Here is a 20506-nt window from a genome sequence, read left to right as displayed (position 1 = left end):
CGGTGCGGGGTCTGCCGTGGTCGTTCTGCTTCACTGACACGGCTGCGCGAGGGGATGTGACAGATGGCGGAGAAATTTCTTCAAGCCGAGCGGTACGAGGCGGAACGTCCTCACTTGCGGGCGGTGGCCTACCGCATGCTGGGCTCGCTCACCGAGGCCGACGACGCGCTCCAGGAAGCCTGGCTGCGGGCGAGCACCGCCGACATCGCCGAGGTCCGCAACATCGGCGGCTGGCTGACCACCATCGTCTCCCGGGTCTGCCTGAACCTTCTCCGCACCCGGCAGGCTCGACGCGAGGAAGGCATCGACGGGGCACCCGCGGCGCAAGCCGGGCCGCAGACCATCGATCCGGCGGCCGAGGCGGAGATGGCGGACGAGGTCGGTGTGGCACTCCTCGTGATCATGGAGGCACTGGGACCGGCGGAGCGGCTCGCGTTCGTGCTGCACGATCTGTTCGCGGTGTCGTTCGACGACATCGCGGTGATGCTGGAGAAGACGCCGGCCGCGGCCCGCCAGCTGGCCAGCCGCGCCCGACGGCGCGTCCGCGGCGTCCAGCCCCCCACCGGACCGGAACCCCAGGGCCGAAAGCGGCAAGCCGTCGACGCCTTCCTCGCCGCGACCAGAGCCGGGGACTTCGAGGCACTGGTGGGTCTGCTGCACCCGGACGTGGTGCTGACCGCGGATCCGGCCGTGATCCCGACACCCGCATCGGTCGTGGTGCTGGGAGCGCACACCGTGGCCAAGGGAGCGATGGCGGCGATTGGGCGGGCCGCGACGACCGGGGTGGCGCTCCTGGACGGAGAGTTCGGGCTGGTCATGGCCGATGGGCGCGGGCTGCGACTGGTGCTGCGCTTCGCGGTGAAGGGGGAGAGCGGCATGATCACCGAGGTGGAGGTGATCGCCGATCGAGATGCGCTGGCGGGCATTGCTGTGACCGCGCCCTGAGCACGCCGAGCGGGAGGAGACACCCGCCAAGGTGTCGCGTTGAGGCGGCTGGACGCCGAGTCGGCCCTGGTCGCCTTCGCCGCTATGCCTACCGGCACCTGGGCCTAGTAGGGCTTTGTTAGGTGGTCTTGTCACGTTGTGTGTCTGGTAATTCGCTGGTTGGTATGAGGGCTGGGGAGCTTGCTGCGGTTCGGGTCCGGTTGGAGGAGTTCGTCTCCGAGGTGTTCGCGCCGCTGGTGCGGCGGGACCAGCGTGAGAAGAGCTTGCTCTATGTGCGGGGGCAGTTGCTGGACGGCCGGCGGAAGTCGATGCAGCCGATGGCCCAACGTCTTGGCATCGATTACCAACGGTTGCAGCAGTTCATGACGTCCTCGACCTGGCCAGTCGAGGAGGTGAGAGCCCTGCTCGCATGGCGGGCCGTGACCGCGGTCCGTCCTGAGGTCTGGGTCGTGGACGACACCGGCTTCCCCAAGGACGGCACCGCCTCGCCCGGGGTGGCCCGCCAGTATTCGTGCACCCTGGGCAAGGTCGGCAACTGCACCCGCGCCTGTTCAAGCGGTGCGCCGACCTGGACGCTCAGCACGCATCCGGGCCGGCCGGGGCTGCTCGCCACACTTTGAGGCTGCTGGCCCGCCGCATCCGGCATCTGAGCGAGGGAGATCGACGATTTCAACAAGCGGGTAGCCGAGGCCGTCGAAGTCAGTACACCGGGCCTGCTGGAAGTCCGTGGCATCGGAGGTCCCCACCAACCCCGACCTGACCGTACGGCTGACATGCCCCCGCGCCCGACTCGACCAGAACCCCGACACGGGGGAGTGGACCCTCGCCGCCGCCGGAACCGCATGGGACTTCGCAGCCCCGCGGGCCCCCTCCTCACAAGGCTGGCGACCGGGCAGCCGGCCACGCTCGGCGAACTCACCCAACACACAGGCCTGCCCGTCGCCGACGTCGCCTCGCTGCTCACCGTCCTCGTCCAGGACCAGGTCGCGGCCGTGACCGGAGCCGGCCGGTGACGGCCGAAGCAGCCCTCGGCACCCACCGCGTCCGCGCCGCCGCCACGGGGCGCGCACCGCGTGCGAGGGCGGGACCGGCTGGATCGACACCGCCCCGAACTACGGCGGCGGCGCCGTCCACGCGGAGCTCCGCCCCAGGTCATCAGCGAAGATCATCGGATCAGCGTACGCGGATGGCCCCCGCCCCGGTCTGTGTCACTCGTACTCGGTGCCGCCCTTGCGGGTCAGGTAGGCCGGGCTGACCGCCTTCGCGATGGCGCGGCCGCCCACGACCGGGCTGTAGCGCTCGGCCGCCGGGCGGATGACGACCCCCTCGCGCAGGTGCGCGGCCTTGCCGGAGACGGTCTCGCGGCCGCTCGCCAGCGCCAGGACGGTGTCGAGCGCGTACGGGCCCTCGTACAGCCGTGGCACCAGCGGCAGTTCGCCGTCGTCCAGCACCGCGGCCGGGTCCAGCCAGCGCAGCTGTCCGTCGATCTCGGCGGACACGTCGAAGACGGCGTAGCCGGGCGGGGCGTCGGCGGTGCGGGCGTCCGTCCCGTACGCGAGGTCCTGGACGCCCGCTCCGTAGACCTCACCGAAGATCCCGACCCGGCTCGCGCCGAGCCGGGCAGCCAGTTTCGCCGCGACGGCCGGGACGTCATGGCCCCGGACCGCCCGCCAGTAGAGGTTGCGCTCGTCTTCCTTGAGGGCCAGCCCCTTGGCACCGAAGCCCTTGGAGGTGACCAGCGTCCGCTCGCCCTCGGCGACGTAGGTGAACAGGCAAGCGGTGCCGTGCAGTTTCTCGGTGAGCACGACCGGCTCGCCGCTCTCGAAGATGTGCGGGTAGCGCTGGAGGTTCTCGATGTCCACCCACGGCATCAGGTCGGGGGCCGATTCGACCTCCCCGCTCATGGTGGTTGGGATCGGCGGCGCCCACTTGGTGATGCCGAGCACTTCCGCGAAATCCGTGCCCTCCGCGGCCGCCCGGGCCATGTCGACCCCGGCGAGGGCGCGCGGCCGGCAGACGAGCCCCTGCGAGAGTTCGCCGCGCAGCCGGACCGCCTTGACCCGGTCGGCGGAGCCTCCCGCGAGCCGGCCGGTCAGTCCCAGTTCCTCGATCAGTTCGGCGGGCAGCACGGACTGTTCGGGTATGTAGAGCGCGAACTCGCCGGTGCGGTAGGCGCCCTTGGCGATGACGGCACGGTAGAGACCCACCTGGGCCAGCTCCAGCGCGTCGGCGTTCGGGTGTTCGTGGACGGTCAGTTCCTCAGCGGTGACTCTCAACGTCGACATGTGCGGCTCCGGTGGCAGGGTCGGTGGCTGCCCACTGTCCATCGCGCCATATGCGCTGGTCCAGTGGAAATCCGGGTGCTAATCTGCCGCGCCGTCACATCCGACTGTATGTACCACGTACCGCGCCCAGTCCTCGGAGGCTCATGTGTCACCTCGTCCGTCCGAGTCCTGGTGTCGATCGCTCTCAACGAGCCGGCCCACCGCGAGCAGGCGATCACCACTCTCGAAGACTTCACCACGAGCAATCCCGGCGCGGGCTCGGACGCGGTGGTGTCGGCGCGCACCGCACTCTGCGGCTTCGACCCGCAGCGTGCCGCCCGCGCCCTCAGGGCTCTCGAAGGCTCGGCAGTCGCATTCCTGGCCACCTCGGTCGTGGCCGGCTCCGTCTTCGGTGGCAGCGGCCTGACACGGATCCTGATCACCGTGGCCGTCTGGGTTGCACTGCTGACCGCAGCGGCGGCCTTCCGTCACCTGTGGCAGTCCTACCTGGGGGCGTGGGTGGTCCTGCCCACGAAAGTGCGCCGGCTCCGCGGCCTTCTTGTTCTGCTGCTCGTCACCTGCCTCACCAGCGGGTTCCGGGCCGTGCCGGACTCCCTCAGCAGTGCCCTCTTGTGCGCCGTGGGGGCGGGCATGGCGGGGTGGCTGCTCTGGTCGAGGAAGCGGTCCTGACTGACTGACGGACTCCCGAACTGTCTTGACTTCTCCATTGGGAAGCCCGCCTGGCCAAGTACGCGCTCACGAGCTCTGCCACTCGGAGCCGCACCCGCACGCCCGGGCATCAACCGAGATCAGACGAGAGCAGCAGCACGAACAGGGCAACGGGCGAGAGCAGCATCGTCGACACGTGCGCGAGCAGAGCTTTCGGCATGCGCAACACGGCGAAAGACACCGCACCTACCACCAGCCAGCCGAAGTACAGCTTCCCGGCAGACTGCCAAGCAGCACCCTCCTCCGTCCGGGTGGTTGGCTCCGTACCGATGACCCCTATGGACGCCAGGAGCAGCACGGCACACACAAGCAGGTCACCTAGAACGACGATCGTAGCCACGGGCACGCCCGCGAGCTTGGCCTGGGCCCAGGGCCGTATAGCACTCATAAGATCCGGAGCCTACCCATGCCCACAGCGGGCCGTCAGTCGAGCACGCCGAGCGCGGTGTCCGGCTGGCATCCCGTGCACGGGTAGCGCCCTCGGCGGTTACGCGTCGTGCTTCGTCGGCGGTGATGCCGCTGGTGTATCGATGACGGTGGAGTCGGTTGCCGTGCGTTTTCGTGGCTGGTGGTGCTCGTGTGGTCGGCGCGCAGCATTCGCACGGCACGGTCAGCTCTCGTAGCGGTCGGGCATTGCGTCCGCCCTTTCCTGGACGCGGCTCATGTCGCTGGCGCACCGGTTGCAGTGAGGAACCGTTGAGGTCCGTGTGGGCCGGAGCTGTTGATGTGATCGGACCTCGACGGTCGTGCGCAGCGTGAGGCGCGGAGGCACAGCGGGCAGAGGTCTCCGTGGAGCAGTTCGTGGTTGGTGCGACGGACTGTGCACACCCCGTCGAGTTACCGTCTCGGGCTGCTGTGGCGGACCGCGTGGCGGGAGCCACGGTAAAGACTTGGTGATGGCCTCCCGCCCGGCGGGAAGGACCCGGGATCACGTTTTTGTGCAGGTCAAGCCCGGTTTTCCATGGGCCGATGATCAGCCAAACACCGATCCGTCCGGGAGACGGGCGTTACCTCTTCCGCGGCGTGATGGTCGGCGCCGGCCACCGCAGGGCGGGCACGTCACTGCGCGCCGCGCAGGACGAAGCCGGTGTCCCGCCGGGGATCTGGAAGGGCCATGGCCCGGCCGCGGTCGTTCTGTTAGCCGGGGATGTGGTGACCGAGCGACAGGCCGAACTCCTCCTGGGAGAGGACCGGCACCCGGACGCCGACCGGATCGAGCGCAAGTTCCTGGAGGCGGGCGCCGATCCGGCGAGGGCCCGGCGGTCGACCGTGCTGGGCAGGCCCATCGAGCACAACCGCTCGCCCAAGACCGACAAGGCCAAGGAGCGCGTCCCCTTGCTCGGCATGCACCTGGTGTTCCGGCCTCCGCCGACGGCCCACATCGCGTGGGCGCTGATGGGTCACGAGATCCGCCTGGTGCTGGAGCTGCGCCAGGACATCGCCCGGGACAAGATGCTGGAGTGACTGGAGGAGTCGGTTGCTTAGACCCGCTGGAAGGGCGGCGGCAAGCACCGGGCCGGTGTCCGAGACGGACTGATCGTCGCGGTCTTCCGGCACTACGAGTCCAGAGCCGCGGAGTCGAAGCCCCTTCTCCACGATCATGCGCTGGTGTCTATCCGTGCCCGGCGCCCGGACGAGAAGGGGACGTGGGGCAACTTGTCGGCGGACTCGATGCCGGCCCACATCGTCGCGGCCGACACCCTGTACGTACTGACCTTCATGGGGGAGGTCACCGCCCGGCTCGGGTGGGCGTGGGAGCCGCGCGAGGTGACGCCCGGCCGCCGGCCCGTCATGGAGATCGCGGGCATCGACCAGCGACTCATCGTCTGGCAGTCGACCCGCCGCCAGCAGATCGAGGACACGCTGCCCATCCTCACGGCGGAGTACGAAGCCGAGCACGGGCATGCGCCGGGGGAGCGGGCCGGCTACGCACCGGCCTGCCGAGTCGCCGACCGGACACGCCCGCCCAAACGTAAGGAGCTGCGGTCGCTGTCTGAGCTGCGCGCGATCTGGCGGGAGTCGGCGATCCGCAGGTTCGGCACCGACACCATCAACCGACTCGCGGAGCAGACGCGGGCAGCGGCCGCGGCGGTGTGGGCGCGGTGCGGCCGGTGGTCGACGTCGTCCTGGCCGTCGTGTACGTGATGCGCGGCGCGTTCAAGCACCACCATCTGCTCGCCGAAGCCCGCCGCCACCTCTCCTACGTCCTGCGCGGCCGACCCCACCAGAGGGGCCTGGACGAACAGATCGTGCAGGCGGTCGTCGACTACTACACCCGGCCCGTCGGGCGGGGCTGGATGATGACCGCCGATCTGCGCGCCCTGTACCCGCGCGACACCGCCGACCAGGCCGTGCTGCGCCTGCTGCCCCGCAAGCGGACCGCTCCTCTCTACGAGCGGGCCCGCCGGGCAGCCGGAGCGCTGACCGCCCGGGTCCATGCAGTGCGCCGCTCGGAACGCCTGGGCTCCCGCGCCCGCCCGCACATCGTCGCCGTGTCCGGCGCATCGAGGTCTCGCCCGCGTCCGTTGCGTACGGACCGGAAGGCCGGCCGCGGCCAGGAGCAGGGGACCGATGTCGCCGTGCTGGAGCAGACCCGCGCCACGATCGAGGCGGCCGCCAAGATGGCCGCCAAGGTCCAGGACGGTGTCCGGGAGCGTGCCGCCGCCCTCGGCACCGCGCCGCAGGCCGCCCCGTCGGCGTCCCCGCCGTCACACACCCAGCAGCCCGGCGTGCAGCAGACACCGGGCCGGACACCCACTGGAGGAGTCGCATGACCTCACCGGAGGAGAACCCGGAGATCCCGGGACTCGAGGACGCCCTCGCCTGAGCCCGCGCAGCCCACAAGGAGATGGCCGCCGCGCTCGGCGAGGACCAGTTGCCCGAGCTCGACGAGGACCTGGGGTGGCAGCCGGTGTGGAAGCGGCCCCGGAAACTGAAGTCGAAGGCGGAGGAGAAGAAGGAGCTGCGCAAGCAGCGGCGGCGGCTCCAGGACGCCGGTAAGCGCCGCCTCGCCGCAGGGCAGTCGGGCCGGCCCCGCGCCCGGCAGAGCCGGATCGGAAACGCCGCCGCGCGCCGCGATGCCCGCGCCCTGTCCCGGGTGCGGCACTCCACCGCCGGGCTGTGGTGGCGATGCCAGGCATCGTCCACCGAGTGGAACCCGCGAAGTTCAGCATCCAGTGGACGATGCTCTGCATCCGATGCCGGGCATCCAATGCAGAGCATCGAGTGGAGTCCATTCCGGCGCGCACCGGCTGACGGTGGACTCCACTCCCGTGCGCACCACGATGTTCGGCACTCGCGCGCGACGATGTCGGCATTCGATGTTCCGCCCCGGACACGAAGCGCACCTTCCGGATCGTGCGCACCGGCCGACCGCCGACCCCTTGACCAGTCTGGGTGGCCGACCGGCGCCCCCTTGACCAGGTTCGCCAGCAGAGTGAGCGGTTCCGATGACATCACGGCCGGTGCGGCCCGTGATTCTCTTCGCGCAGCCGTGAACAGAGACCGTATGCGAACTGCGTGCAACCGGCCGGTGGTCTGGACGATCCTGTGGTGTGTGACTCCGAACTCCCGCCTGCGGGGCGGACTACGTCTGTGGCCGGTCGGCATCGTCCTCGCTCTGGCATTCGCCCTTGCGATGGCCGTGGCCGCCACGGTGTTCTTCGTCGGCTGGGACCTACTGGGTGCCCGATCTCTCAAGCCTGAGCGGCAACTCACGTCGTCGACTCTGTTCAACCTAGTGAAGCTCGCTTTCGGAGTCGTCGCCGGCGCTGGCGCACTGGTCGCCCTGGTTGTCGCCTCTCGACGGTGAAGACGACGTCCTCGGGGATCTCGGTGAACTGGCCGAGCGCTGACTGCGGCAGGAGCGGTGCGCTTGCGTCTCCACCGGGTGGAGACGCGGAGTCTCATCACTTGGCAGCGGGAATGGGAGCGAGGCGAACCCCGCTGCTCAGGTCGGCACCGTCATGAGTCGGGAGCCGATGACGACTGACCGACCCCACGGGCGGCCGGCTTCCTAACTTCCCCCACAGCGATTCCCCAGGATCTGCGTTGCGTAGCGGTGGCGCGATGCCTACCGGACTTCGAGGACGTCGGCCGCCGGACGGCGGGGAGTCCCGGGGCCCTGAGGGCCGTAGCCGAGGCGCAGGACCATGTGGACGTGGCCCATCGCGGCGATCGGGTCGCGGACGGCCCAGCGCAGTTCGGGCCATTCGAGGGGCTGCGATGTCATCGAGGCGACGAGTCCGTCGGACGTGGCCTGGAGCAGCACGCGTTGCAGTGCCTGGCCGGCGATCAGCCAGTCCGTCGGAGTGTCTTCCGGCGTACCCAGCAGCGCGATGCGGGGGTGCTCTTCGAACACGGCCGACTCACGACCCGGAACGGGGCGCCAGCTGCCGAAGTCGCGTACCGGAGCGCGGGATCCCGTCTGGCTGGGGCCGAACGCGTAGCCGGGGATGCCCGCGTCGTGTGGTCCGTCGGACGCGGTGTCGGAGTGCGTCCAGCGCGCGGTCTCCTCCCGTGCCGCAGGATCCATGGCTTCGCGGTGTTCGGAGTCGTGTACGAGGTCCAGTACGGCCTCGGTGTGCCAGGTGTCGGGCAGGACCAGCCGGGCTCCTTCGAGGAGGGCCGCCGCGCAGAGTCCGTCCTGCACGGCGGACGGGATCTCCTCGCCGGTGAAGGGGAAGCGGCTGGTGTGGCGGCGCCGGACAGCGGGGTGCAGGGCTGCGAGGTCGCGGTCGGCGGTCTGGGTTTCCCGTAGCACCACCTCTGCCAGGTACCAAGGTCGTTCCTTCTCGGGCAGGAGCGTGACGGCCGTCGCCCAGCCGGCTGCCGCTGCGGCCACCCGGAGATTGAACAGGGCCGTGGCGCAGCCCAGGTGGAGGGCTCGAAGGTCCGGGTCTGTGTGGGGCATGGCACGTTCGGGGTCGCCGTGCAGCTCGATGGTGCGGTCGTCGGGCCGCAGGACGAAGCGCCACGGCTGGGCGTTGTGCATGGACGGGGCGGTGACGGCGTCCTCTACGAGGGCGAGGGCGGTTCTGCGGTCGAGTCGGTCTGGGGACACGGTGTGATCCTGTCTGTGCGGGTGCGTCAGTCGTGCGCCACGACGGCTACCGGCACCGCACAGTGATGTGCGACCGCGTGTGCGACCGATCCGATGTGGGCGCCGAAGGCAGATGTGCGGATGCGGCGGCCGATGACGACGAGCGCCGAGTCGTGGGCCGCCTCCAGGATGCGGACGGCCGCCTGGCCGACGGGTGTGCTCCTGTCGACTTCGACAGCGGGGTACTTGTCGCACCAGGGCGCGACCATGTCGTCCAAGGCGGCGGCGACGGCGCGGCTCATTTCCTGGAGTAGGGCAGGGTCGAGGCCGGGGGCGTAGCCGAGGACCGGAGGAGGAGTCCAGGCGTGCACCACGCGCAAGCGGCGCCCGCGACGCAAGGCCTCGTCGAACGCGAAGGCCAGCAGATCGGCGCACGGCCGCCGGGCGTCCACGCCCGCGACGACCGCGCCGTCGTCCGGGGCGTCGGCCGAGACCCGGACGAGGACCACAGGGTGCCGAGCTCGGGCGACGGTTCCGGACGCGACCGATCCCATGACGAAGCCGGCCATGCCGCCGAGTCCGCGCGAGCCGACTACGAGCATCGACGCCGTGTCGGCCGCCCGCGCGAGCGTCTCTGCGGGGAGGCCGCCCAAGCGGCGCGTGGCGATCTCCAGCCCGGGATGCAGGGCGTGGAGCGCGCCCGTGGTCTCCTCCAGCAGGGCGTCCGCCCACCGACGGGTGATCTCGCCGGTCGAGGCCGTGTGCGCAGGGTGCTCCAGCCACTCCTCCACGTGGACGATCTCCAGCGGTACTCCTCGCAGGAGGGCTTCGTCGGCAGCCCACCGCGCGGCGGCGTCGCTCTCGGAGGAGCCGTCCAAGCCCACCGCGACATGGCGCGTCATGCGTCTCATCTCCCTCGGATGGCGTCGGGTGCCGCTTTCAAGCGTCCACCTTTCGGACCCTCGGCGCAGGCGGTGACGCGCAGTGGCCGTCAGTCGTGGGCGAGCACGGCGACGGGCGTCGACTACGCCCTCGGCGGCCCGGATCGCGCGGGTGGGTAACGGGACCAGGGCCCGATCGTCGCGGGCGGCCACCGAAAGTCGCGAATCCGTTCCGTACGGTGACGCCGACCCGTGGCCCGGGGCGCGAAGGCTCTCCTCCGGGTGAGCGATCCGATCGGTCGAAGCCGTGGTCACTGCGGGCCTCCGTTTGCGTCCGCTTCCAGTCTGCGGCTGCCTGGCGGGCTTAGTGCGGCCAGGAGCAGTCGGTGACTTCCGGCAGGTCGGTGCCGTGCTCGCGGATCCAGCTGTGGTGGCGGATGCGCTGGTCGGTCATGGCCTGGCGGAGTCCTTCGGCGCGGCCGGCGAGGCCGGGGACGCGGTCGATGACGTCCATGACGAGCCGGTACCGGTCGAGGTCGTTGCGTACGACCATGTCGAAGGGGGTGGTCGTGGTCCCGGACTCCTTGTAGCCGCGGACGTGCAGGTGGGCGTGGCCGGTCCGGCGTAGGCGAGGCGGTGGATCAGCCACGGATAGCCGTGGTACGCGAAGACCACCGGCTTGTCCGTGGTGAAGAGGGCGTTGTACTCCGTGTCGGTCATCCCGTGCGGGTGTTCCTCGTGGGGCATCAGCCGGGCGATGTCGACGACGTTGACGATCCGGACGGCCAGCGAGGGCAGGTGCTCGCGGAGCAGGGCCGCGGCGGCCAGGACCTCCATGGTGGGCACGTCGCATGTCCGCTCCTGCGTGCGACGGTCCGGGACGTTCGTCGACTGAGCCGATACCGACACTCTGGGCCCCTGCGGCCGCCGCCGGGAGGGGAGGACCGGCCCTCGGGGAGGGACTGTCGGCCCCTGTGTGCCAAGGCATCCGGCGGCGAAGGTGAGTTCAGCGGCGCCGGTCCCCCGGCCGGTGCCGCTCCCCTGCCGACCGACCCCGATGCTCCGGCATCAGTACGGAGGACAGACTCGTGAAGCGCACCCTGGTGGTCGGAGTGGACGGATCCCCGCAGAGCCGGGCCGCGGCGGACTGGGCCGCACGGGAGGCCGTGCGGCGCGACCTGCCCCTGCACGTGGTCCACGCCTGGCTGTGGCAGCCGCTCGCAGCCCCGATCGTCCAGGACCGCGACACCGAAGCCCAACGCGCCGATAACGTCCTGAAGGAGGTCGAGGGCGAGCTCACCCACCGGTACCCGGAGCTGGCCCTCACCGCGGAAGTGCTCTCCGACGCGCCCGTGCCGGCCCTTCTGCGCGCTGCCAAGGACGCGGAGTTGCTGGTGCTCGGCACGCGCGGGCACGGAGCCCTGATCGGGTTCCTGCTGGGTTCCTACGGTCGGCAGGTGATCGCCGCCGCCGAGTGCCCCGTCGTCTCCGTACGCTCTTCGCAGGGCAGGCCGGTGGCCGTACCGGAGGAGGGTGAGGTCGTCGTCGGGCAGCAGGGCGGCGTGGGGGAGTCCGCCGAGGTACTGCGCGTCGCCTTCGAGGCCGCCGCGGCGAGGAAGGTACCGCTGCGTGCGGTCCGTGCCTGGAGCCTGCCCCCGGTCTACGGCTACAGCCCCGGGTCGATGTGGATCGCCGACCAGTTCGGTGGGCTGGAGCCGTACGAGAAGGCCGCGCTGGAGCAGGCGCTGGAGCCGTGGCGGCTGAAGTACCCGGAGGTCGAAGTCGTCACGCACGTGGAGCAGGGAGGCGGCGGCCACGTGCTGCTGACCGCGGCCTCGGACGCGCAGCTGCTCGTCGTCGGCCGCCGGGTCCGCGAATCGGCGGTGGGCGCGCACATCGGGTCCGTGGCCCATGCGGCCCTGCACCACGCGGTCTGTCCTGTCGCGGTGGTCCCGCACGCCTGACCCGGCCCGGGTCAGGAAGGAGGCCGGGCGCGCGACTGTACGGCGTACCCGGCCCCGCCGCGTGCCCAGCTACCGCGTGCCCGGTCGCCGACTATTCGGCGGACGTGACGGGGTGCTGCCTCGGCGGGATCAGCGTGTGGCTGGCGATCACCGCTGCCTGGACGCGACGCTCCACCCCCAGCTTGGTGAACAGGCGCGAGATGATGTTCTTGACGGTCTTCTCGGCGAGGTACAGCCGCTGGCCGATCTCCCGGTTGGTGAGCCCCTCGCTGACCATGACGAGGATCTCCTTCTCCCGGTCGGTGAAGCCGGGCAGACCCGGGACCTGGTCCTCCTTGGGCACGTCACCACGCATGCGGGCCATCAGCCGGGTCGTGGCTCCCGGATCGAGCATGGACTGGCCGGCCGCGACCGTACGGACGGCGGTGACCAGGTCGGTGCCGGTGATCTGCTTCAGCACGTAACCGGAGGCGCCCGCCATCACCGCGTCCAGCAGGGCCTCCTCGTCGTCGAACGAGGTGAGCATCAGGCAGGCCAGCTCCGGCATCCGCGAGCGCAGTTCGCGGCACACGCTCACGCCGTCGCCGTCCTGGAGCCGTACGTCGAGGATCGCCACCTGGGGACGCAGCGCGGGGATGCGGATCAGAGCCTGTTCCGCCGTGCCCGCCTCACCGATCACGTTCAGGTCCGGCTCCGCGTCCAGCAGATCGTGCACCCCGCGGCGTACGACTTCATGGTCGTCGAGGAGGAAGACCGTGATCGGCGGCTTGATGGGGGAGGGGGCACCGCTGTCGTTCATGACGCAACTCCTTCGCCTGGGATCGTTCGGTGCGCCCGAACTCCAGCATCCTGCCTGCGGAAGGGGCCGAACGGACAGGGCCGATAGGCCCTCATCCACCTGCTTCCCCGCGGGGGTGGGCACCACGAGAAAGGGACCTTCGGCCCTTCGCGGGGGGCACATGGGCCTTCCCGGGACCGGTCTGTGTCCGGTGAGCTGGTGCCGCACGGGGAAGGGCGCGGCTCGACCGCAGGGCCGCACGCAGCGTGGAGGTTCCATGACGACCACCTTGATCGACCTGAAGGCCGCGGTGAGGAACGACGGCGACGTGCGCGTCACCCTGGCCGGAGAACTCGACTTCCACACGGCGGGGCTGGTGGAGCCCCGCCTCACCCATCTCGCCGCATCCGGTCACCGCAGCCTCGTCCTGGACCTGTCCGGGATCTCCTTCTGCGACAGCTCGGGAATCGACCTCTTCGTGCGTGTGCACCACCGCTGCCGCTTGGCCGGAACCCGGCTCCGGCTGTGTGGCGTGCCGCCTCTGGTGGCCAAGTCGATACGGGTGCTCGGCGCCGATCACGTGCTGCGGCTCGCAGCGGTCTGACCAGGGCGGTAGCCGAAACCGGTCCCCGGGGCGGGACCATTCGGCCCTGGTTCTCGAGGTGCTCGAGAGGGAGGCTGGTGGCCCGGAAGCCGCAAGGACCGATCGATACCGGATGAAGGTGCGCAGCATGGGCGAGGACGGCGGCATACGGCGCACAGATGGTCAGGATGGCGATGTGACGGCTACCCGAAGCATGCGGGAGCTCGACAGGGCAGAGGCGCTCAGACTGGTGGCGACGGTGTCCCTGGGGCGCATCGTCTTCACGCAGCACGCTCTGCCGGCAGTCCGTCCGGTCAACCACCTCGTCGAGGGTGAGGACATCATCGTGCGGATCCACGACGACGGGGCGCTCGCCTCCCTCGTAGCCCCGGCCGATGTCCCCGGCGTGGTGGTCGCCTACGAAGCGGACGCCATCGATCCCGTCACCCACCTCGGCTGGAGCGTCGTCGTCACCGGCTACGCGTGCCCGGTAACCGATGCCGACGAGGTGGTCCGGTTCGCTTCCCTGCTGCGTCCCTGGGTGGGACACCCCATGACCGGAGCCCTGAGGATCCATCCCGACCTCGTCACCGGATTCCGGCTGGAGGCGGAGCGGACGATGCAGGAGCCGGCCGGCCTGGGGTGATTGCGTCGGGGCCGTCAGCTCCCGGTGGGGAGCGGCGCCCGCCAAACGAGCCGGCTGCCCCCCTCGTCGGGGCTGTCCACGGTGAAGGATCCGCCCAGGCTCCGCGCCCGGTCCTCGAGGTTGCGCAGACCGCTTCTGCGGCCCTGGGCCGGGATGCCCCTGCCGTTGTCGGAGACCGTCAGCACGATCTCGCCCGGTTCGGCCTTGAGCGCCACGGCGACCCTGGTCGCCCCCGCGTGGCGCGCGGCGTTGCTCAGGAGCTCGCCCAGCGCCGCCATGGCATGGTCAGCGACCTCGGATGGGACGTCCGTATCGAGCAGGCCCTCCATGCTCAGGCGCGGCGGATGGCCGAGGGTGGTGGCCGCTTCGCCGACGGCGCGGGCCGCGCGGGCCCGCAGACCCGGTCCGCTCTCGCGGTCTTTTGTGCGCAGACCGAAGATCGTCGAGCGGATGATCTTGATGGTTTCGTCCAGGTCTTCGACCGCACGGCTGACGCGTTCGGCGGCCCCTTCGTGCTCGACGAGCCGTGCGGCGCTCTGGAGGGTCATTCCGGTGGCGAAGAGCCGCTGGATGGCCAGGTCGTGCAGGTCCCGTGCGATCCGGTCGCGCTCCTCCAGCAGGGCTATCTGTTCCGCGTCCCGGCGCCGCTCCGCCAGCTCGAGGGCGATCGCCGCCTGACCCGCGAAGGCGACGAGCGGCTCGAGCTCGTTCTCGCCGAAGGCGGGCTCGCCGGCCGGGCGCGCGAGCAGCAGTACGCCCCTGCTCTGCCCGCCGGAGGTGCCCAGCGGGACCGCGACGGCGGGACCCAGCCCGCCCTGTGTCTGTGCATCGGTCGGGTAGCGGTCGTCGTCCGAGACGTGCAGGACCGTGACGGGTTGCCCGGTTTGGTGAGCGGTTCCGGAGAGGGTTCCCGCGAAGGGGACGACGAGTCCCTGTCTGGCCTTGTTGTCCGCACCGGCCGCGAACTCCACGAACAACCCCTCCGCGCCGGGAACCGGCATGGAGATGTCCGCGATCCGGGCCCCCGTGATCTCCTGGGCCCGCAGTGCGATGAGCTCCAGCACCGCCGGACGGGGACTGCCCGACAGCAGGCTCTCGGTGATCTCCGCATTGGCCTTGAGCCACAGCTGCTGGCGCTGGGACCCCTCGTAGAGCCGGGCGTTGTCGATCGCCACGCCCGCCGCCACCGAGAGGGTGGAGATCACCGTCTCGTCCTCCGTGTCGAAATCGACCCCGCCCCGCTTGTCGGTCAGGTAGAGATTCCCGAACACCTCGTCCCGCACCCGGATCGGTACACCGAGGAACGTGCGCATGGGCGGGTGGTGGGGAGGAAACCCGTACGACGAGGAGTGGGCGCTGAGATCCGTGAGGCGCAGGGCCTCCGGGTGGTGGATGACCTCCCCGAGCAGACCGTGACCGGCAGGCAGGGGGCCGATCTCGGCGATGGCCTCCTCGTCGAGCCCCACGGTCAAGAACTGCGACAGCGTGCGGCCGTCAGGCCCGATGACCCCGAGCGCCCCGTAGTCGGCGTCGACGAGCAGGGCCGCGGCCTCCACGATCCGCCGCAGCACCTGGGCCAGATCCAGCTCCCGGCCCACCGAGACGACGACTTCCAGCAGGCTGTGCACCCGGTCCCGGGTGCCGCGCACGGCGTCGATGCGTGCTTGGAGCTCGTCGAGCAGCTCGTCCAGCCGCATCCGAGGCACTTGCGTCAACGGATCCCCCACACTCACGTGATTCCCTTTCGCCGACCGCCCCGTCCGGCGCCAGCGTATCGGCACAGACGGGCCCGAAGTGGGCATCGGCCGCCGGCACTACGAACGGGGGAGCGGACGCCCGTTGAGACCTGACGGTGAGGTCGGGTCGGCGCCCCGACATGGGTGCGCGACGCGGGAGGCGTCCTTGCGCACGGACGCGTGCCGTGAACGACTTGATCACAGCACTGGACGGCGAGAGGGACGGACACGGCGATGGGTCGGGAGCGTTCGCAGTGGTACTTCCAGCGGTACGTCGAGCATCTGCCCGCCGCCGGCGAGATCGTCCTCTTCGACCGCAGCTGGTACAACCGCGCCGGAGTGGAGCACGTCATGGGGTTCTGCACGCCCGCCGAGCACCAGCGCTTCCTGCGCCAGTGCCCGGTGTTCGAGCGGATGCTGGTCGAGGACGGGATCCTGCTCCGCAAGTACTGGTTCTCCGTCAGCGACGCGGTGCAGGAGGAGCGGTTCCGGCGCCGCGCGGAGGACCCGCTGCGCCGGTGGAAACTCTCCCCGATGGATCTGGATTCCCTCACCTGCTGGGAGGCGTACTCGAGAGCCAAGGACGAGATGCTCGTCCACACGGACACGGCCGAAGCCCCCTGGTACGTGGTCGAGAGCGACGACAAGCGCAGCGCACGGATCAACATGATGGTCCACCTGCTGTCCACGGTCCCAAAGAGCTGCGGACCGCCGTACCCGACCACGCGGCCACTCTCGGGAAGGACTGAACCACGCCGGACAATGGCGGGCAAGGCCGAGCGGACCGTCAGAAGGAGCGCGATGTCGGCAAGCGGAAGGCCGTCCCCGGCACCCACGGGCCTCCGGGGGTACCACCGGTCCTGGCGCGGGCGGGACGCGTTGGCGGGTGTCATCGTCGCCGCGTACCTGGTGCCGCAGGTCATGGCGTACGCGGGTGTGGCCGGGCTGCCGCCGCTCGCCGGGCTCTGGGCGGTCCTGCCGGCCATGGTCCTCTACACCCTGATCGGTTCCTCGCGGCTGCTGTCGGTCGGACCCGAGTCGACCACGGCGCCGATGACCGCCGTTGCCGCTCGCCGCCGGCGATCCGGGCCGGTATGCGGTGCTCGGAGCGGCCCTCGCCGTGGTCGTCGGCCTCGTCTCGTTGGCCGCTTGGGCCGTACGGCTCGGGTTCCTCGCCGACTTGCTCTCCCGGCCCGTGCTCGTCCCGGGCTGGCGGGCATGCACGACGTGGACGACTACCCAACGGCGAGGACCGTCCCCGGGCTCGTGATCTACCGGTACGACTCACCGCTGTTCTTCGCCAACGCGGAGGACTTCCGTCGGCGCGCCCTGGCGGCGGTCGACGAACAGAGCCGTCCGGTCCGCTGGTTCGTCCTCAACGCGGAAGCTAACGTCGAAGTGGACATCACCGCTCTGGACGCTGTCGAAGCCCTCCGCCAGGAACTCGTGCACCGCGGCATCATCTTCGCCCTGGCCCGCGTCAAGCAGGAACTCCGTGAGGACCTGGACGCGTTCGGCCTGACGGCCTTGGTCGGCGCGGAACACATCTACCCCACCCTGCCCATGGCCCTGGGGGCCTACCGGGCCTCGAGTCACGAGGCGGGGCCCGCGCCGTAATGAGCCGAAGCTACCGGTCCGCGTCCGCCTCGCCGTGCACGTGACGCAGTACCCTCCGAGCGCCGCCCCAGCTGCGGCCGACGACGAGGGCCACGTCGTTGCCGGCGAACTGATGGCGCTGACGGCCAGCAAGCCCGCCATGTCAACCGACTTTCGTGTCATGCCCGGATCCGTATTTCCGTGCTCGCCTCGACTGCCCGGCTACCAGGTGTTTTCGAGCAGGTACCCAGCGTCCCCTCGGAGAGGCGAACGGCCCCTCGGCGGGATGTGCCCGCTTCGTCGGGGCGTAGAGCAGTGGGCCGACCGGCCCCACGAAGGGCCGTCCGGCCCCTCTCGGACGCGGAGCGGGACAGCCAGTGTGAGGCAGAGCACGGTACCGCCGAGGAGACTGGTGGCAGTCATGGGTTCCTATGTGTACGACTTCGCCGAGGGCGGCCGGGACATGGCCGATCTGCTCGGAGGCAAGGGCGCGAACCTTGCGGAGATGGCGCGCATGGGCCTGCCCGTGCCACCTGGCTTCACCATCACGACGGAGGCCTGCCGCGTCTTCTTGGCTACCGGTGAGCTGCCCGCGGGCCTGGACCGCGAGGTCGTCGAGCACCTGGCGGCGCTCGAGCGGGCTGCCGGCAAACGGTTGGGACAGGTGGACGACCCGCTGCTCCTCTCGGTCAGGTCGGGGGCGAGGTTCTCCATGCCGGGCATGTTGGAGACCATCCTGGACATCGGTCTGAACGACCTCTCGGTGCTCGGCCTGGCCAAGGTTCCCGTCCGGGAGCGGTTCGCGTGGGATTCCTACCGCCGCCTCGTGCAGATGTTCGGGAGTACGGTCATGGGCGTCGACGGTTCGCTCTTCGAAGACGTGCTCCGCCGGGTCAAGGATCAGCACCGCGTCGTAGACGACTCCCAACTGGACGTCTGTGACCTCATGCGGATCGTCGAAATGTTCAAGGACCTCATCCTCGAACGTACCGGGAGTGCGTTTCCGCAAGACCCGACCGAGCAGCTGCGGCAGGCGATCCTCGCCGTCTTCGCGTCGTGGAACGGCGACCGCGCACGCCTCTATCGTCACCGCGAGCACATTCCGGACGGCCTCGGGACAGCGGTCAACATCCAGCGCATGGTCTTCGGGAACCTCGGCTCCGATTCCGGCAGTGGGGTCGCGTTCACGCGCGACCCGGCCACCGGACGCCCCGGCCTGTACGGCGACTACCTTCCCAATGCCCAGGGTGAGGACGTCGTCTCCGGTGTCCGCGACGCCGTACCGTTGCAGGAGCTGGCCACGCTCGACCCGGTCTCGTTCGCCCGGCTGCGCGGCTACATGGGGCAGCTCGAAACACACTACCGAGACCTGTGCGACATCGAGTTCACGATCGAGCACGGCGCCCTGTGGATGCTCCAGACCCGTGTCGGGAAGCGCACCGCGCAGGCGGCCTTCAGCATCGCCTCCCAACTGGCCGACGAGGGCCTCATCTCCACTGACGAAGCGCTTGCCCGCGTCGACGGCGACATGCTGGCGCGGCTGATGTTCCCCCGGTTCGACGCAGGCGTCGCGGCTCCCGTGCTCACACGCGGTATCCCGGCCTCGCCCGGCGCGGCCGTGGGCGTGGTCGTCTTCGACTCCTCGGAGGCGGTTCGGCGGGCCGCCGCCGGAGAGCAAGTCGTGCTCGTACGGCGGGAGACCACGCCCGACGATCTCCCGGGGATGGTCGCCGCCCAGGCGGTGCTCACGAGCCGGGGCGGCAAGACCAGCCATGCGGCGGTGGTGGCGCGCGGTATGGGCAAGGTCTGCGTCTGCGGGGCCGACGCGCTGTCCGTCGACTTGGGGGCACGCCGTTTCTCCGTCGGCGATGTCATCGTCTCCGAGGGCGAGACCATCTCCGTGGACGGCTTCGAAGGCCTCGTCCGCCTCGGCGCGGTACCGCTGGTCGACTCCGCGGTCATGCGCTACTTCGAGGCGGGCTCACCCGCGCCGGACGCCACCGCGCAGGAGGGCGTACCCGAGGTGCACCGCCTCATGGAGCACGCCGATGCCACCCGACGCCTGGAGGTACGGGCGAACGCCGACACACCGCAGGACGCGGCTCGAGCCCGCCGATTCGGCGCACAAGGCATCGGGCTGTGCCGTACGGAGCACATGTTCCTCGGGGACCGCCGTCCACTGGTGGAAGCCATGATCCTCGCGCCCACGGAGACCGATCGCGAGGCCGCACTGGCCGCACTCCTGCCGTTGCAGCGCGACGACTTCACCGGAATCCTCGCCGCCATGGACGGCCTGCCCGTGACCATCCGGCTGCTCGACCCGCCTCTGCACGAGTTCCTGCCCGACCGGACGGACCTGGCCGTACGCCTTGCCCGGGACGAAGCACTGGGCCGGACACGGACTCCCTACGACAGCGACCTGTTGGCGGCAGTCACCCGCATGCACGAGGAGAATCCGATGCTCGGCCTGCGGGGCGTCCGGCTGGGTCTCGTGAAACGGGGCCTGGTAGGCATGCAGGCGCGTGCCATCGCAGAGGCCGTCGTCGCCCGCAAGCGGGCGGGAGGCGATCCGCGTGCCGAGATCATGGTCCCGCTCGTCGGCGCGGTCGAGGAGCTTCAACTCGTCCGGCAAGAGGTGGAGGAGGTGCTGTCCAGGGTCGCGCGCGAGACGGGAATCCCGGTGACCTGCCCGATCGGAACCATGATCGAGCTGCCCAGAGCAGCCCTGACCGCCGGCCGTATCGCGAGCCAGGCGGAGTTCTTCTCCTTCGGAACGAACGACCTGACGCAGACCACATGGGGCTTCTCCCGCGACGACGTCGAGGCGGAGTTCTTCTCCGCTTATCTCGACAAGGGAATCTTCGAGACCTCCCCGTTCGAGACGATCGACCGGGAAGGAGTCGGGCGCCTGGTGGAGATCGCGGTCCGTGAAGGGCGTGCGGCTCGACCCGACCTCAAGATCGGCGTCTGCGGCGAGCACGGCGGAGACCCGACTTCCGTGCACTTCTTCCACGAGGCCGGACTCGACTACGTCGCCTGCTCGCCGTTCCGCGTCCCGGTCGCCCGCCTGGAGGCCGGCCGCGCGTCCCTGCCGACACGGCGTGCGGACGAGACGAAATGACACGCTCACCGACCCTGCCAGGGCCTCGCCCTCAAGCCGACAGGGGCGGGCTCGTTGCCTACTCCGCGGAACGAGGAGCACGCCATGTCCGCGCGAGCGCGCGCGGCCCGGGCCCTCACCCCCAGCACCACCTCCACCAGCCGGGCGTGGGCCTTCTCGACCTGTACGCGCCCTATGGCAGCGGCAGCTTCCTCTGATCGTCCACACGCCGAAGGAGCCGGT

Annotated in this window: 17 protein-coding genes and 4 pseudogenes; 14 read left to right on the top strand and 7 right to left on the bottom strand. The window is 70.3% G+C overall.

All coding sequences use genetic code 11. The features are described 5' to 3' along the window. Positions 1-63: 63 nt before the first annotated feature. From AC6CKD_RS32685 to AC6CKD_RS32675, 3 genes and pseudogenes are all read left to right on the top strand, one after another. Entirely contained in the window at positions 64-945 is an 882-nt protein-coding gene (locus AC6CKD_RS32685) for a sigma-70 family RNA polymerase sigma factor (protein ID WP_498332426.1), read from the top strand. Positions 946-1109: 164 nt separating this feature from the next. Further along, a pseudogene (locus AC6CKD_RS32680) lies at positions 1110-1514 on the top strand (transposase); the annotation flags it as partial. Positions 1515-1787: 273 nt separating this feature from the next. After that, positions 1788-1958 carry a helix-turn-helix domain-containing protein gene (locus AC6CKD_RS32675; RefSeq protein ID WP_498332425.1) on the top strand — a complete coding sequence of 57 codons (171 nt, stop codon included), beginning with the start codon at positions 1788-1790 and terminating at the stop codon, positions 1956-1958. A gap of 195 nt (positions 1959-2153) precedes the next feature. Here AC6CKD_RS32675 and AC6CKD_RS32670 read toward each other — a convergent pair whose 3' ends face one another. Continuing rightward, complete coding sequence (locus AC6CKD_RS32670; RefSeq protein ID WP_498332424.1) at positions 2154-3230, bottom strand: RNA ligase (ATP); 1077 nt, start codon at positions 3228-3230, stop codon at positions 2154-2156. Between the two features lie 171 nt (positions 3231-3401). On the opposite strand from AC6CKD_RS32670, the gene AC6CKD_RS32665 reads away from it, so the two are divergent. Beyond that, positions 3402-3899: a hypothetical protein gene (locus AC6CKD_RS32665; RefSeq protein ID WP_498332423.1), complete on the top strand. Its 498-nt coding sequence runs from the start codon at positions 3402-3404 to the stop codon at positions 3897-3899. A gap of 109 nt (positions 3900-4008) precedes the next feature. Here AC6CKD_RS32665 and AC6CKD_RS32660 read toward each other — a convergent pair whose 3' ends face one another. Continuing rightward, positions 4009-4278 carry a hypothetical protein gene (locus AC6CKD_RS32660; protein ID WP_498332422.1) on the bottom strand — a complete coding sequence of 90 codons (270 nt, stop codon included), beginning with the start codon at positions 4276-4278 and terminating at the stop codon, positions 4009-4011. Positions 4279-4907: 629 nt separating this feature from the next. On the opposite strand from AC6CKD_RS32660, the gene AC6CKD_RS32655 reads away from it, so the two are divergent. The 4 genes and pseudogenes from AC6CKD_RS32655 to AC6CKD_RS32640 form a co-directional block, all read left to right on the top strand. Then, complete coding sequence (locus AC6CKD_RS32655) at positions 4908-5402, top strand: hypothetical protein (protein WP_498332421.1); 495 nt, start codon at positions 4908-4910, stop codon at positions 5400-5402. Positions 5403-5471: 69 nt separating this feature from the next. Further along, positions 5472-6083 carry a MobF family relaxase gene (gene mobF / locus AC6CKD_RS32650; RefSeq protein ID WP_498332475.1) on the top strand — a complete coding sequence of 204 codons (612 nt, stop codon included), beginning with the start codon at positions 5472-5474 and terminating at the stop codon, positions 6081-6083. Beyond that, positions 6050-6712 carry a hypothetical protein gene (locus AC6CKD_RS32645; RefSeq protein ID WP_498332420.1) on the top strand — a complete coding sequence of 221 codons (663 nt, stop codon included), beginning with the start codon at positions 6050-6052 and terminating at the stop codon, positions 6710-6712. Before mobF ends, AC6CKD_RS32645 begins: the two co-directional genes overlap by 34 nt. Positions 6713-6786: 74 nt before the next feature. Then, positions 6787-7062 (top strand): annotated as a pseudogene (locus AC6CKD_RS32640) (hypothetical protein); the annotation flags it as partial. Between the two features lie 948 nt (positions 7063-8010). Here AC6CKD_RS32640 and AC6CKD_RS32635 read toward each other — a convergent pair. The 3 genes and pseudogenes from AC6CKD_RS32635 to AC6CKD_RS32625 all read right to left on the bottom strand — a co-directional run. Continuing rightward, positions 8011-9000, bottom strand: a complete 990-nt coding sequence (locus tag AC6CKD_RS32635; RefSeq protein ID WP_498332419.1) for an Acg family FMN-binding oxidoreductase — start codon at positions 8998-9000, stop codon at positions 8011-8013. A 26-nt stretch (positions 9001-9026) separates the two neighbouring features. Beyond that, a complete protein-coding gene (locus AC6CKD_RS32630) occupies positions 9027-9881 on the bottom strand; it encodes a universal stress protein (RefSeq protein WP_498332418.1) in 855 nt (284 codons plus the stop codon). A 343-nt stretch (positions 9882-10224) separates the two neighbouring features. Continuing rightward, positions 10225-10709, bottom strand: a pseudogene (locus tag AC6CKD_RS32625) (phosphoketolase family protein); the annotation flags it as partial. Positions 10710-10948: 239 nt separating this feature from the next. On the opposite strand from AC6CKD_RS32625, the gene AC6CKD_RS32620 reads away from it, so the two are divergent. Further along, positions 10949-11824: a universal stress protein gene (locus tag AC6CKD_RS32620; RefSeq protein WP_498332417.1), complete on the top strand. Its 876-nt coding sequence runs from the start codon at positions 10949-10951 to the stop codon at positions 11822-11824. Between the two features lie 91 nt (positions 11825-11915). On the opposite strand, the gene AC6CKD_RS32615 is transcribed toward AC6CKD_RS32620, so the two are convergent. After that, positions 11916-12623, bottom strand: coding sequence for a response regulator (locus tag AC6CKD_RS32615; RefSeq protein WP_498332416.1), 708 nt, complete (start codon positions 12621-12623; stop codon positions 11916-11918). Positions 12624-12879: 256 nt separating this feature from the next. Here AC6CKD_RS32615 and AC6CKD_RS32610 point away from each other — a divergent pair, with 256 nt between their 5' ends. Continuing rightward, positions 12880-13206: an STAS domain-containing protein gene (locus AC6CKD_RS32610; protein ID WP_498332415.1), complete on the top strand. Its 327-nt coding sequence runs from the start codon at positions 12880-12882 to the stop codon at positions 13204-13206. A gap of 193 nt (positions 13207-13399) precedes the next feature. After that, positions 13400-13831, top strand: a complete 432-nt coding sequence (locus AC6CKD_RS32605) for a pyridoxamine 5'-phosphate oxidase family protein (protein WP_498332474.1) — start codon at positions 13400-13402, stop codon at positions 13829-13831. Positions 13832-13845: 14 nt separating this feature from the next. Here AC6CKD_RS32605 and AC6CKD_RS32600 read toward each other — a convergent pair whose 3' ends face one another. Next, a complete protein-coding gene (locus AC6CKD_RS32600; RefSeq protein WP_498332473.1) occupies positions 13846-15528 on the bottom strand; it encodes a sensor histidine kinase in 1683 nt (560 codons plus the stop codon). Positions 15529-15807: 279 nt separating this feature from the next. Between AC6CKD_RS32600 and AC6CKD_RS32595 the strand changes: the two are divergent. The 3 genes and pseudogenes from AC6CKD_RS32595 to ppdK form a co-directional block, all read left to right on the top strand. After that, a pseudogene (locus AC6CKD_RS32595) lies at positions 15808-16332 on the top strand (polyphosphate kinase 2 family protein); the annotation flags it as partial. Then, a complete protein-coding gene (locus tag AC6CKD_RS32590; protein ID WP_498332472.1) occupies positions 16330-17184 on the top strand; it encodes a SulP family inorganic anion transporter in 855 nt (284 codons plus the stop codon). The pseudogene AC6CKD_RS32595 and the gene AC6CKD_RS32590, both read left to right, overlap by 3 nt. A 400-nt stretch (positions 17185-17584) precedes the next feature. Next, positions 17585-20284 carry a pyruvate, phosphate dikinase gene (ppdK, locus tag AC6CKD_RS32585; protein ID WP_498332414.1) on the top strand — a complete coding sequence of 900 codons (2700 nt, stop codon included), beginning with the start codon at positions 17585-17587 and terminating at the stop codon, positions 20282-20284. The last annotated feature ends 222 nt before the right edge of the window (positions 20285-20506 follow it).

It is taken from the genome of Streptomyces sp. GQ60 (assembly GCF_059758875.1).
Note: the sequence above shows the minus strand (reverse complement) of the source record. Positions and strands in the feature narration are given on the sequence as shown.

What these genes read in the sequence shown, in the direction of transcription:
- AC6CKD_RS32685 (WP_498332426.1), top strand. Translation starts at nt 64, where the DNA reads ATGGCGGAGAAATTTCTTCAAGCCGAGCGGTACGAGGCGGAACGTCCT.
- AC6CKD_RS32675 (WP_498332425.1), top strand. Translation starts at nt 1,788, where the DNA reads ATGGGACTTCGCAGCCCCGCGGGCCCCCTCCTCACAAGGCTGGCGACC.
- AC6CKD_RS32670 (WP_498332424.1), bottom strand. Translation starts at nt 3,230, where the DNA reads ATGTCGACGTTGAGAGTCACCGCTGAGGAACTGACCGTCCACGAACAC.
- AC6CKD_RS32655 (WP_498332421.1), top strand. Translation starts at nt 4,908, where the DNA reads ATGATCAGCCAAACACCGATCCGTCCGGGAGACGGGCGTTACCTCTTC.
- AC6CKD_RS32630 (WP_498332418.1), bottom strand. Translation starts at nt 9,881, where the DNA reads ATGACGCGCCATGTCGCGGTGGGCTTGGACGGCTCCTCCGAGAGCGAC.
- AC6CKD_RS32615 (WP_498332416.1), bottom strand. Translation starts at nt 12,623, where the DNA reads ATGAACGACAGCGGTGCCCCCTCCCCCATCAAGCCGCCGATCACGGTC.
- AC6CKD_RS32610 (WP_498332415.1), top strand. Translation starts at nt 12,880, where the DNA reads ATGACGACCACCTTGATCGACCTGAAGGCCGCGGTGAGGAACGACGGC.
- AC6CKD_RS32605 (WP_498332474.1), top strand. Translation starts at nt 13,400, where the DNA reads ATGCGGGAGCTCGACAGGGCAGAGGCGCTCAGACTGGTGGCGACGGTG.
- AC6CKD_RS32600 (WP_498332473.1), bottom strand. Translation starts at nt 15,528, where the DNA reads ATGCGGCTGGACGAGCTGCTCGACGAGCTCCAAGCACGCATCGACGCC.
- AC6CKD_RS32590 (WP_498332472.1), top strand. Translation starts at nt 16,330, where the DNA reads ATGGCGGGCAAGGCCGAGCGGACCGTCAGAAGGAGCGCGATGTCGGCA.
- ppdK (WP_498332414.1), top strand. Translation starts at nt 17,585, where the DNA reads ATGGGTTCCTATGTGTACGACTTCGCCGAGGGCGGCCGGGACATGGCC.